This window comes from Verrucomicrobiia bacterium (genome assembly GCA_035629175.1).
Lineage (GTDB): Bacteria > Verrucomicrobiota > Verrucomicrobiia > Limisphaerales > DASXHY01 > DASXHY01.
Genome location: DASPIL010000088.1, coordinates 1 through 13,447, shown reverse-complemented (window position 1 = coordinate 13,447; position 13,447 = coordinate 1). Strand labels below are relative to the sequence as shown.

7 protein-coding genes and 1 tRNA gene are annotated in these 13,447 nt (G+C 59.0%); 6 read left to right on the top strand and 2 right to left on the bottom strand.

All coding sequences use genetic code 11. From position 1 onward, the window contains the following. Window positions 1-149 precede the first annotated feature (149 nt). Both VEH04_15280 and VEH04_15275 read left to right on the top strand, forming a co-directional pair. Complete coding sequence (locus VEH04_15280; protein HYG24140.1) at window positions 150-1,937, top strand: GAF domain-containing protein; 1,788 nt, start codon at window positions 150-152, stop codon at window positions 1,935-1,937. Next, a complete protein-coding gene (locus VEH04_15275; protein ID HYG24139.1) occupies window positions 1,897-2,757 on the top strand; it encodes an ATP-binding protein in 861 nt (286 codons plus the stop codon). Before VEH04_15280 ends, VEH04_15275 begins: the two co-directional genes overlap by 41 nt. A gap of 62 nt (window positions 2,758-2,819) precedes the next feature. Here the strand turns inward: VEH04_15275 and VEH04_15270 are convergent. Then, window positions 2,820-2,895: transfer RNA gene (locus tag VEH04_15270), tRNA-Phe, on the bottom strand. 83 nt (window positions 2,896-2,978) lie between these two features. Continuing rightward, window positions 2,979-3,326 carry a hypothetical protein gene (locus VEH04_15265; protein HYG24138.1) on the bottom strand — a complete coding sequence of 116 codons (348 nt, stop codon included), beginning with the start codon at window positions 3,324-3,326 and terminating at the stop codon, window positions 2,979-2,981. A gap of 83 nt (window positions 3,327-3,409) precedes the next feature. Here VEH04_15265 and VEH04_15260 point away from each other — a divergent pair, with 83 nt between their 5' ends. The 4 genes from VEH04_15260 (at window position 3,410) to VEH04_15245 (ending at window position 13,366) form a co-directional block, all read left to right on the top strand. After that, on the top strand, window positions 3,410-4,714 hold the full coding sequence (locus VEH04_15260) for a SprT-like domain-containing protein (protein ID HYG24137.1): 1,305 nt from the start codon (window positions 3,410-3,412) through the stop codon (window positions 4,712-4,714). Beyond that, window positions 4,707-9,893, top strand: a complete 5,187-nt coding sequence (locus VEH04_15255; GenBank protein ID HYG24136.1) for an AAA domain-containing protein — start codon at window positions 4,707-4,709, stop codon at window positions 9,891-9,893. The genes VEH04_15260 and VEH04_15255 overlap by 8 nt, the downstream gene beginning before the upstream one ends. Window positions 9,894-10,018: 125 nt before the next feature. Continuing rightward, window positions 10,019-10,861 (top strand): PEP-CTERM sorting domain-containing protein, encoded by an 843-nt coding sequence (locus tag VEH04_15250; GenBank protein ID HYG24135.1) that lies wholly within the window; start codon window positions 10,019-10,021, stop codon window positions 10,859-10,861. 117 nt (window positions 10,862-10,978) lie between these two features. Beyond that, window positions 10,979-13,366, top strand: a complete 2,388-nt coding sequence (locus VEH04_15245; GenBank protein ID HYG24134.1) for a TIGR03790 family protein — start codon at window positions 10,979-10,981, stop codon at window positions 13,364-13,366. Window positions 13,367-13,447 lie beyond the last annotated feature (81 nt).

Sequence of the window (13,447 nt, the reverse complement as noted above, 5' to 3'; positions counted from 1 at the left end):
GTGCCAGTAGGCGTATTCCGCAGTGCAGCCCTTTTCTGGCCGGGGTGCGGAAAGACGGGAATCACCTCATTGAACAGGTGTTCACACGATCTTAGAGTGATCCAAACGACACGCACACCCAGCCAGCTTGGACGAGGAGCGGATTCCACATGAACGGCACGCCAAATCCCACCCATGACCGTTCGGCACCCGCCGGATCGGTCGATGATTCCGATCTGGGCGACTACTGCCGATTGGCAGTCGAAAGTGCCGTCGACATCGCGATCATTACATTTGATTTGCGCCGCCGGGTGACCAGCTGGAATCCGGGTGCGGAGAAAGTCTTCGGATATCCCGCGAACGAAATTGTGGGCCGGCCCATGGACGTCCTAATGACACCCGAAAACATCGCCAGGAATGTTCTCGAACGGGAGCTGGAGCGCGTCCAGAGGGATGGACGCGCCGAGGATGATTGCTGGATGGTTCGAAACGATGGCACCCGCTTCTTCGCGAGCGGCTTCATGCACGCCATGCGGAACGATCTCGGAGAGATTCGCGGATTTTTAAAGATTCTCCGTGACATCACCCATCGCCGAGCCCTTCAGGCGCGGGAGACTCGAATGACCGCGCTCTCTGCGCTGCGGGCCGATGTCGGGGTGGCTCTGACGCAGCCGCGGGCATCCGCCTCCGAGATTGCCCAAATTTGCGCCGAAGCCATCATGCGACACCTTCCCGCGGCGTTCGCACGCGTGTGGCTGCTCGACGCAGCAACACAAACGCTGGAGCTTCATGCCAGCGCGGGAATGTACACTCATCTCGACGGCCCGCATTCGCGAGTGCGGGTTGGTGAGCTTAAGATCGGCCGCATCGCGAAGGAAGGCCGCCCGCATCTCACAAATGACGTGCTCCACGATCCAAGGATCAGCGATCCCGAGTGGGCACGCCGGGAAGGCCTCGTCGCGTTTGCGGGCTATCCCCTGCTCGTTGAAGGAAACGTTCTCGGAGTGCTGGCACTCTTCGCGCGGGAGGCATTGCCCGACGACATGCTTGGAACTCTGGCCGCCGTGGCTGACATCGTCGCGCAAAGCATCCAGCGCAAGAATGTTGAATTGGCGCTCGAAGCACAAAACGCGCGGCTTCGGCGGCTGGCAGAGTTCTCGGGAAAGCTTTTATTGGCAGATGATCCAGACGCGCTCGTGCGCGACCTCTTCCAGCAAATCGCCAACGACCTGAAGCTTGACGCGTTTTTTAACTTCATGGTGGTTGAGCCGAACCAGACCGCGCGCCTCGACGTCTGCGGTGGCGTGCCGGATGACATCGCAGCGCGCATTCAACGCATCGATTTTCGGGAGGCGTTCTGCGGCGGAAAGCCCATGCAGAATGAGCCGATTGTTGTCGAGCACGTGCAGGCATCCGACGCCCCGGACATCGGATTGATCAAGGACCTCGGCATCCGCGCGTACGTTTGCCATCCGCTCCTGATCGGCTCCCGCGTGATCGGCACCCTCGCCTTCGGTTCCCGGCAAAGGGATACATTCGCGCCTGAGGATCTCGAGATGATCCGCAGCCTCGCGCATTATGTGTCGATCGCCAAGGAACGCATTCGCCTGGATCGTGCATTCCAGGAACAGGCGCAGCAGGTTGAGGAGGGCGCCCAGCGGTTTCGGCTGATTTGGGAAAATGTGAAAGACGCGGGGATCTTCACCACGGACACCGAGGGCCGTGTCACCGATTGGAACCCGGGAGCAGAACGCGTTTTTGGATTTTCAGAAGGCGAAATCATCGGGCAATCCGCCGACGTGCTGTTGTACACCCCCGAAGATCAACGGAATGGAGTTCCTCAACAGGAACGCTCCACCGCCATTCACCGCAGTCGACGAGCGCTGGCATGTCCGCAAGGATGGCAGCCGCTTCTACGTGAGCGGCGCGGTTCGCCCGGTTTTGAACGAACGCGGTGAGCTGAAAGGTTTCGCAAAGGTCGCGCGCGATCTGACGGAACGAAAGAAAATGGAGGACGAACTGCGCGCGGCGCAGGAACATCTCGAGGAAGTCGTCGCCGTGCGCACCGCGAAGCTTCAGGAAAGCATCGCCGAGCATGAGGCATTTTCCTACAGCCTCTCGCACGACATGCGCGCCCCGTTGCGGGCCATGAGCAGCTTCTCACAGATTCTCCTGGCGCAATACGGCGACGCCGTGGGCCCTGCCGGTCGCGACTACATGAACCGCATCAAAGCGGCTGCCGAACGGCTCGACCATTTGATCCAGGACGTGCTCACCTACAGCCGCGTCATCCGGCAGGCAGTGACGCTTCAAGCCGTCGACCTGCAGCGCGTCATCCAGCAGACAATCCAGGAGCGGCCTGAACTTCAACCCGCCGCAAGCAATATCCACATCGAAGAACCGCTCTTGCCCGTGATGGGACACGAAGCGTCGTTGACACAATGCGTGTCCAACCTGTTGACGAATGCAGTCAAGTTCGTCCCGCGCGGGACCAAACCCGACGTGCGGGTCTGGACCGAGCCGATTAACAACGAGGTGCGTTTGTGGATTCAGGACAACGGGATCGGCATCGACGAAAAATTTCACGATCACATTTTTGGCATTTTCCATCGGTTGCACACGGAACAGGAATATGAAGGCACGGGAATCGGTCTCGCCATCGTGCGCAAAGCCGTTGAACGGATGGGTGGAACGTTTGGAGTGGAATCGCGCCCTGGCGAAGGCAGCCGCTTCTGGCTGCAACTCACCCGTGGAACACAGGTGGATCCCAGTCCTTAGCATCGACACCAATGCAGCAAACCATGCCGCCGGGGGAACTAGGACAACGCGTGAGAAAAAGGTGGTGGCAGGACCCGGAATCGAACCGGGGACACAAGGATTTTCAGTCCTCTGCTCTACCAACTGAGCTATCCTGCCAACGCGGTTAGAATCGGCGGAACGAAAGTGTCAGTCAACATTTAAGCTGCATTTTGTGCGCGAAGGCAGGCGCACGATTCGCGTCACATCGCGTGATCTGCGAAATGAGGATGCTTCCTGCGAAAACGTTGCCATCGCTCCAACCATGCCTCACTCGAAAGCGGAACCAGATCGCCGCCGGGATGCACTTCCGCTGCCGCTTCAATCTCCGCCAAAAGACGGGAGTCGCCCGCTGACAGGACGCATTCCGGAAAGAACGTCCGGTCGAACAACTCAACACCAGGAAAATGGCCCAGCGATGTCGCGCCAGCCTCAAACACTTGTGCGATGTTGGGGTGGTCCACCAATGCCAGTATTTGCCGCTCCCGCTCAAACCGCTTCACCACTTCGCGCGTATCCAGTTCTTCGTCCACCTCGGCGTCGCTTGCCACGGTATCGGAAACAATTTCGCGCAATCTGCAACGCCTGGCGAAGCAGCTCGCGGGACCATGCGCGTTCGTATTCGAGTTCGGGAGTGACGCGATCCTGCGGTTCGATTGCAAGCCGCTCCTCCGCAGGCAGCGCGGCGCGTCCGTTGTTTGACCTGCCTTGGCGGATCCGGTTGAATGCACGCGTGGACGAACCTGAGCTCATGCTGGAACCGCTGGCGTATCATGTGGAGGTGAGAGATTACCTCAAGTCTCACGAACGAGAACTGTGGGATTGGTTTTCCTCGGCACAAGCCCAGGCGAATGACACCGAAACGCTGCGCATGGATTTGCTCAAATCCACGTACCGCCTCGATCGAGAAACACACCCGGGGCTTCATCAACATCTGGATGATGCCAAGGCGCGGCTGCAGCTCGACATCCCCGTCACGCTTTACCAGGCGCAAAATAATCCGCAGTTGAACGCCGCCCTCTGTTACATTCGCGGCCAGGGACACATTGTATTCTCCGGCCCGGTTTTTTCCCTGTTGCGCGAGGAGGAACTCAAATCCGTTATCGGACACGAGCTGGCGCATTTTCACCTTTGGGCGCGAGACGGCGGCGAATTCCACATCGCCGACCGCTTGATTCAGGCTGTTGCAAAGGATCCCCGCGCGTCCGGCAGCCACGAGCAGACCGCGCGGCGCTACCAATTATATACCGAGATATTTGCCGACCGCGGTTCGCTGCATGTGACACGCGACCCGCATCCAGTGGTTGCGGGCCTCGTCAAAATCGGGACTGGTTTGCAGGAAGTCAGCGCAGCCGGATACTTGAAACAGGCGGAAGAGATTTTCGCGAACGGCAACGTTGCAACCGATGGCATTTCGCATCCTGAAACATTCATCCGCGCCCGGGCATTGGCGCTCTGGCAGGAGAAACGGCAGCACGCGTCGGACGACATCAGCGCAATGATTGAGGGCGCAGGCACAATCGACGACCTTGATTTGATTGGACAAAAACGGCTCGCTGCAGCCACACGAGGTGTCCTGGAACGGCTGTTGCGCCCGAAGTGGTTTCAAACGACAGCTGCACTCGGACACGCCAGAATGTTCTTCGACGACTTCCATCCTGGAACCAATGGTGAAGCTGCTTGGGGCGACGCTCTGAAATCCCGCGACCGCAGTGTGCGGGAATATCTTTGCTACCTTCTGCTCGATTTCGTCACGGTGGATCCGGATCTGGATGAATTGCCGCTGGCGGCGGCGCTTGAGCTCAGCCGCGAGATGCAGCTCGAAGAACCTTTTGAAAAGCTTGCGGCCAAGGAGTTGAAGATGCGGGCGCGCGATGTGCGGCGGATCAGGGAGAATGCAGCGGCAATGCTCGCGAACGCGGAGGCCGGCCATGAGTGAGGTTTTTGAAGCGCCCTTCCTGAAACTGCTGGCTTCCGGCGCGGACCGTGGCGGATTCCAAACGGATGATGTCCTGCCGGCTGTGTTGCCGCTCATGAAGCAGGTGCTCGCAACGCACCAAGCTGGATGTGTTGCGCCGCTCAATGGAATCCAGCGCCTCACCCTGACCGATGGCCGCCAACTCGCGTTTGCACCCGCTGATGCCGTGACACCGCGGAAAAACAACGCAAGGGTTGAAGCGCTCCAGGCCTCTGTCAGTCGCGCGTTGGACGTAGTTGGCGATTGGAGCCGCACGGCGGATATCGATAACTCCTCCCTGAAGGTTTCGGACTTGCGGGTGGGATCCGGATCGGGCCCGATTGAACATCCCGTATTTCTGCCGGATTATCGTTCCTGGGAACACGCAGTTGATCATCACGACGAGTCGACCGACATCTTTTCGCTGGGAATGCTGCTGGCGAGTCTCGCGTGCGGGCTCGATTTCACGGACCCGGAGGAATTGGAGGTGTTCGCCGCGAATCGAACAAACCTCTTCGCGATCAATCGCCGGATCAATCCCGTCGTCGCTTCCGTGATCGTTCAGATGACCGAGTTGAACCGTCACAAGCGGGCGCCCGATCTCGGGCAAGTGATATCGCGGCTGGAGAATTATCGCGAGCAAGCCCCTGATCTGGATTTCAGCCGGATGGAAGGGTTCAAGGAATCGGGTGTTGCCGGACGGCGCCGCATGATTCAGTCCCACCTGCGCGACCGCCTGTTTGAAATCACGCGGCGCAATCGACTCATCTACTTCAAATCCACGCTCCAGACGCTGAATCTCACTGTCGCGTCCGTTCCCCTGCTGCTGGATTATCGCAACATCAAGCTGGAGCAGCTCTTTGTCTGGCATCCTGACCTGGCGAACTCAATCACGCGAGGGGAGCCGATGTCGCTCGGTAAATATCTAAGGTTCGAAGACGCGCCGTATATTCCCGGCGTGCTCGACAAGATCATCAGCGAAGCCAGGCGGGCTCGCGCCGAGTTTGGCTTTGCGCAACTGCGGCTCGTGTTGTGTTTTTTGCGATGGAACAATCTCAAGGAAGCTCCCGGTGAACGCATCCATTCACCGCTGCTGTTGCTTCCCGTGGAACTCACCCGGAAACAGGGGGTGCGCGACAATTATGTTCTCGATCCCGCAACAAGCGAAGCAGAAGTCAACCCGGCGCTGCGGCATCACCTCAAGGACCTGTATAATCTCGATCTGCCTGAAACCATCGATCTCGCGGAAACTTCGCTCGACGGCTTTTGCGAGCGTCTCCGCACACAAATCCAGGCGAGCGAACCTGGCGTCACACTGAACAAGATTGATCGTCCTCAAATTGAATTGATCCATGAGAAGGCGCGCCAGCGTATGGATCAGTATCGGCGGCGTTTGAAGGCCCAGGCGAAACGGACGCAGTCCGCCGCCAAAACCGAATACAGTTACGACCGCGAGCATTTCCGTCCGTTGGGCCTGCAATTGTTCATCGAAAAAGTCCGTCCGCGTCCGATGCCCCTTCGCGATGTCATGGGAGCCGCGCCGCTGCCTCGCTTGCCACACATCGTTGAACCCCCTTCACCGCCGAATACCGGCAACGTTCTCGAAAAGGAACAGCAGATGATCGCGATTCGGGACGGTGACAGCGGCAATCCGTATTCGTGGGACTTCGACCTGTGCAGCCTGACGCTGGGTAACTTCAATTACAGGAAGATGACCCTCGTGCGGGATTATGCGAATCTCATTGAGACGGACATGGGCAGTGAGGCGTTCGACACCGTCTTCTCGCTGACCCCGCGGCCGCCCGAGGCAGCCCTGGCACCGCTTGAACTCGCGGACCAGCATTTGATTATTTCCTGCGACGCGGCGCAGGCGACAGCCATCACACGAGCGAGAACAGGGGCGAGTTACATTATTCAAGGTCCGCCAGGCACGGGGAAATCGCAGACCATCACAAACCTGATTGCCGATTATGTGGCGCGCGGCAAGCGCGTCCTGTTCGTCTGCGAAAAGCGCGCGGCGATCGACGTCGTATTCCATCGGCTGCGGAGGCTGGGACTGGACGAGCTCTGTTGCCTGATTCACGATTCCCAAACGGACAAGAAGGCGTTCATACAAAATCTGAAGCAGACTTACGAACGCTTCCTGGACCAGGGCAATCCCGATGAGAATGCGGAAAACAATTGCGCGTCGGCATTGCGTGCGATGGAACAGGATCTCGCCGTCCTGCGGCAATTCTCCAGCGTGATGCGTGAATCTAATGCGCACACGGGAATCGCTGTTCGTGCGCTGCTGCATCGGCTCGTGGAGTTGCGTGGCTCTGCGCGTGAATTGCCTCCAGCCATCGAAGAGATCCTGCCGGAATACCCGCTATGGCTGAAGCATGGCGAAGTCGTTGAGCGATTGCGCGCGACCTTCGTTGACCTTGGGCAGGATCTTTGTTTTGGGAAGCATCCGCTGCGCTGGCTAAGCAGGGAGGTGCTGCAGGCGGATCGTCCGATTGAAACCCTGAACACCCTGCTCGACAAGGCCGAGAATCTGTTGGATCGCATTCAGACAGCGCTGTCAACGCCGGGGCTTCCGAACGGTCTGTGGGATACATTTGAAGAGGTGGACGCCATACTCGCATTCGCCGTTCGCGCGCATCCGCTCGCCGAGCGAGGGCTCTTGGGAATTCTGACAGATAAGAACCCGGCCGCGGATGCCTTTGCGCAGGTGACGGGAGAACTCGACGCCGCAGCCCGCGCGCTCACACAGGCACAGCAAAAAACCAGCGCGTGGAGCGATCCCCTTGCACCCGATGACACCCGCGCTGCGCTTGCGCAGGCAACCCGATTCGAGAACTCCGTTTTCAAATTCTTCAAACCTTCCTTCTGGCGTCTCAAAAAAACGCTCGGCGCACGTTACGATTTCTCAAGGCACGCCGTGATGCCGGCCTGGACTCAAATCCTGCAGGAACTTGCCAGCCGCCACGAGGCGCAGGCGGGATTCGATGCAGCCTGTGAACGGGCCCGCAAGGCATGGCGGACGGACGATGCGCAGGCATTCCGTTCCTTGATCGAGCAACTAAGAAGCGATGAGTCCACAGGCCATGCGTCAGTCAAGGCGCTGATCCACCAACTCTTGGATGCCGGTGATGCAAAAACCGTAATTGAAAATCTGGTGTCCATTCAGCCGCAGTTCACAGACTTGAACTCCACGCTGCGCTCGTTGCTGATGGAGCACACAGGCTTCGATTTCCCTGAGCTCTCGCAAAGGCTCAAGACTCTGCGGGAGCTAATGGGAATCGTGGCGGAGATGTCGCCGATGCTCGGCGATTTGGCGGAACTTCCGGAACCATTCAGCCGCGCACAGCGGGGAACCGAGATTCCACTGGACGAACTGGAAGCGGCGATCGGCCGCAAGAGCCTGAACCAGGTGTATCGTTGCGAACGCGCCGTGAACCGGTTTGATGGGAGGACGCTGGCGCGCAAGATGGAACAACTGGAGAAACGTCACGCTGAGTGGCTCTCCCTGAACGCGCGGCGAATCCGCGATTCGGTTCGCAAAACTTTTCTCGAACACGTCCACACCTCCTCGCTTACAGCATCGCAACTGGACCCGGAACAGAAGGCGTTCAAGAAATCCTATGGCGCAGGCCGGCGCGACCTGGAGCACGAGTTCGGAAAAACGATGCGCTACAAGTCCATTCGCGACCTCGCGGGCGGCGACACCGGCAAGGTCATCCAGGATCTGAAACCTGTCTGGCTGATGAGCCCGCTCAGCGTCTCGGACACGCTTCCCCTCGATTCCAACCTGTTCGACGTCGTGATCTTTGATGAAGCGAGCCAGATTCCAATCGAGGAAGCCGTCCCCGCCCTTTATCGTTCGAATCAGGTCATTGTTGTGGGAGATGAAATGCAATTGCCGCCCACCACGTTCTTTGCGGCCAGCCGCACGGAGGAGGCTGGCGTGGTGGTTGAGGAGGAAGGAGAACGATTTGAGATGGACCTCGATTCGGACAGCTTCCTCACGCAATCCGCGCAAAACCTGCCTTCGACTCTGCTGGCCTGGCATTATCGCAGCCGATACGAGTCACTCATCAGTTTTTCCAACGCCGCCTTCTACAGTGGAAATCTGTTTACGATTCCCGACCGTCAGCGTGTCGTGGACAACCAGGAGGAACTTCGCGTCAGCGCGGCTGGGCAGGCGCCAGCCCACGTGGCAGCGCTGCTCGCCCGCAGCATCAGCTTTCATTTCATGGAAAACGGCGTCTACCAGGACCGTACGAATCCAGCCGAAGCCGCATACATTGCGCAGCTTGTCAGGGGCCTCTTGAAGGAGGAAAACGGAATGAGCATCGGCATTGTGGCGTTCTCGGAGGCACAGCAGACGGAACTTGAGAACGCGCTCAGCACGCTTGCGGAGGAGGACAGCGACTTTTCAACGCGATTGGAAGCCGAATACGTCCGTGAAGAGAACGATGTATTCAGCGGGCTGTTCGTGAAGAACCTGGAAAACGTGCAGGGTGATGAACGCGACATCATCATCATGAGCGTCTGCTACGGGCCCGATGCCGCCGGGCGGATGCTGATGAACTTCGGGCCGATCAACCAGCGTGGCGGCGCAAAGCGGCTGAATGTGATCTTCTCCCGGGCGAAGCATCACATGGCCATTGTGAGTTCAATTCGTCATCACGACATCACCAATGATTACAACGATGGCGCAAAGAGCCTTAAATGTTTCCTGGAATACGCAGAGGCCGTTTCAAAAGGCGACAGCGCCAGCGCGCGGCGCATCCTTGAAAATCTGAATCCGCTTTCGCGGAAAGCCCTGGAGCCATTGAACAGGAGCGATGCCGTCGTCTCGGATCTCGCGAATGCGCTGCGGTCCCGGGGTTACGCTGTTGACTTGAACGTCGGCCAATCGCGATTCCGTTGTGACCTGGCCGTGTCCCGCAAGAATGATGGCCTTTATCAACTGGGCATCCTGGTGGACACCGACGCGCACTATGCCAATCCCAATCTGCTGGACCGTTACCTGATGCAGCCGGGCATCCTAAAGGCGTTCGGCTGGCAGTTTCTAATCGTTTTAACGAAGGATTGGTACCATACCCCTGACGACGTCCTCAGCCGCATTGAGCGAAACTTTCATCGGCCCATTGACAAAGTTGACGCGCTGTGAGCTGATGGAGCCCGTTCACGAGATATCCCGCAAAGGCGCGAAGCCACTACTGCGCCTGCGTCCGAACCAGACGTGCGGGGTTAACCCTCGGGAATATTCGGAACTTAGAACCAACAGGAGACAACATGGCATCACGTTCGCAATTCAGAAGAAGAGCGGCGGAGGGGAAACTTTCCGCAGGCTGTATCGCACTGGTCCTCGCCAGTGCCTGTGGAGCGGCTCACGCGCAAGTAGCTACGCTTCAAGATCTTAACTCAACCGCGCAGTTCAACTTCGGGGTGGCGTCCATCCAGTCGTCGTTTCTCGTCGACGGATTGAACCAGCTCAACTCGGGCGGCCTCTACTTCGGCGTTGGCGCCGGAGCGGAAAGCTCGGTCTCGAGCCTGGGACCCGCAACACTGTCGCTCTACGACGGAACGCGCGGTGTCACCGCCACCTTCGCCGGGGCGCAATTCACCCTGCAATTGGATTACCGGCTGACCGGCCAAACCATCGGCAGCGGCGCATCAACGCTCACCGAGACGGTTCGCATCATCAACACCTCAGGGTCGCTCCTGAACATTCGCCTCTATTCGTTCCAGGACTATGACCTGGGCGGCACCCCCGGCAACGACGCCGTCCAGTTCGCCTCATTCGGCGGGAGCTACTTCCTGGCAAATCAGGAAGACCCCTCCGTGGCTCTGGCGCAATCGATCTTTGCACCGGGCGCCAACCGAATCGAGAGCGACACCACCGGGGCCTTGCTGGGCAAGCTCAGCAATGGGTCCATGGATAACCTTAACAACAATGGCGCCGCCGGTCCTGGCGACGTCAGCTGGGCCCTTCAATGGGACTTCAGCCTCGCGCCCGGTCTCTCGACCGTCGTGAGCCGGACAACAAGCCTGCAGTTGCAGGTGATTCCTGAGCCCACCAGCTTCGCGCTGCTTGGCCTCGCCGCGCTGGGACTCGTGTTCCGGCTTCGCAAGTAAACCCTGTTCGCCCCACACCCCGGAAGGGTCGGTTCGATTTTTCGAGCCGGCCCTTTTTCCTTTCACTTCAACAGTGCTGGCGTATTGGCGTGACTCTGGTTTAATTTGCCGCACGCAATGCAGAAGCTGTACCGCCAACTCGGGATCATGGCCGCGGTTTGCCTGATGGTGTTGTTTCCTTCCAATCAAACCCTCGCCGGTGGCGGACCGCTCAACACGGTCATCATCGTAAACGCGAACAGCACGAATTCACTGGAGCTCGGCAACTACTACCGCGAACAACGCCAAATCCCGCCCCAGAACGTTGTGCGCATCCAGTGGACGGGCGGCAACACAACCTGGAGCCTCGATCAATTCCGCGCCGTTCTCCTCCTCCCCCTGCAGGCAGCACTCGCCGAACGCCAGCTAAGCAACCAGGTGCATTATGTGGTCCTGTCCATGGATATTCCGTTCCATGTGGTGAGCGGGACCATGGTAAACAGCACGACCGCGGCGCTGTTCTATGGATTCAAAGGACCGACTGAACTTAAAACCGCCGGCAGCGCTTACGCGTTCAGCGAATCGCCGTTCGAACTGGGAAGAACCGCGTTTCGCGCGAATTGGCTGACCACCATGCTGACAGCGGGAACGCTCGATCAGGCCAAGGCGCTGGTGGATCGCGGGGTTCGAGCGGACGCGACCTTTCCGTCCGCCCCTGTCGTCCTCGCCAAAACCACCGACGCCCTGCGAAATCTCCGCCATCGCACTTTCGACGCCGCGATCTTCAGCAGCATGATTGACGGCCGAGGATCGATTTTCCGAACAAACTCGAATGCGTTCCCGGCGATTCGTCCGCTGCGAGGATGGCAATCCGGCCTGACGACTTTCTCCGCTCCTCCCGACGCGTTCATTCCCGGGGCAATCGCCGACAGCATGACTTCATTCGGCGGCGTCATATTCGGTCCGAACGGACAAACCTCCCTTCTCGAATTAATCCATGCGGGAGCGACGGCGAGCTACGGAACAGTCGCCGAACCCTCCTCTGACGCGACGAAGTTTCCCGATCCGATGGCCTATTTCTACCAGGCGCGGGGATTCAACATTGCCGAATCCTACTATCAATCCATCTCGGTCCCCTACCTGGGGTTGATTGTGGGCGATCCGCTGGCGGCGCCTTTCGCGAAACCTGCCGATGCCCAATGGGTTGGGCTCACGCCCGAACAGGCGTTGTCCGGCACCGTCTCCTTCGGCCTGGAATTCGTAGCAGACCCGGCGCACCCCATCCAGCAGGTCGACTTGTTCATCGACGGCCAGTTTTTCCGCACCCTGACCAATCTGCCTCCAGCGGCAGGCAACCAGCTCGCTGCATTCATGCATGGGCGCCACTTCAATTACGCGGTGGGAAACAATGAAACACTGAACTCGCTCGCCGCGGGGTTCGCAGCGCGGGTGAATCATCCGCAAAGCACCAACCTGACAGGCATCCGCGCGGCTGAGTTCGGGGACCGTGTGGTGCTGACGCGCTTCACGACAAACGTGCCGGTCCGCCCTGCCGCACCCACAAACCTTCGCCCCACGGGCGGAGAGCCGGGCAGCACTCCATTGGAAACTGGCTCCTTGTCCTTTTCAAGCATTGCCGGAGCCGCAGACTTTTCCAGTGCCTTCCTCAAGCCGAGCCAATTTCGGTTTGTGCCGTCAATGGCTCATGGGCAGCGCACGTTTTCAGTTGGGGGAACGCCTGACGCCGGCGGTTGGTTGAAGCTGACGATTGTGCGCGAAGGCGGCCAGAATATTTCGATTGCGACGACCAATCAAACCGGCAGCGCAACGGCATTGCAACTTGCAACGGCTCTCTCATCTGCCGTCAATGCGTCGCCAGAACTGCAAGGAACCAATGGAGGCGTGATGGTCGAGGAGGTTGTGTCCGGCTGGTTCGGCGCCGCTTCGCTCACGTTGCGGGCGCGGGAACCGGGATTGGAGCCCGCATCAGTTCGCGTGAGGTTGACGGGATCCTCGTCCCTGGTCATCTCGCCAGCGGAGGAAGTTGCGCTCGACCAAAACGTGAACGACCTCCTGCCCCGGAATCACGTTTACCTCACGAGCGGCGTCAGCAACCTGGCGCTGACAGTGGCGCTCGACACCACCCTCCTGACGGATGGCTACCACGAACTCACAGCGGTGGCATACGAAGGCAGTCACGTGCGGACCCAAAGCCGGTTCACCATTCCCGTCCAGGTCAAAAACCACGATTTCAATGCGACCCTCAGTTTTTCCGCCAATACGAATATCGTCGCCGTCTCGGGGCAGTATCAGCTCAACGTCACGGCAAGCTCGCTGATGTCGGGAGCGGTTCTGACAACCACAGGTGGCACCTTCAACACAGTTACCGGCCAGAATCCAGCCGCCTTTGCTCTCACGGGAACATCGGTCGGTGTGGGATTGCATCCGTTTCATGCGCTGGTCACTTCTGTGACGGGACACCGTTATCGCACACCGCCTTTGTGGATCCGATTCCTGCCGAAATGAAGCAGGTTTGGCCATACGTCTTTGTTGGGGTGGGCGGAGCCATCGGCAGCATTGCGCGGTTTTGGATGACCACCGCGGTGG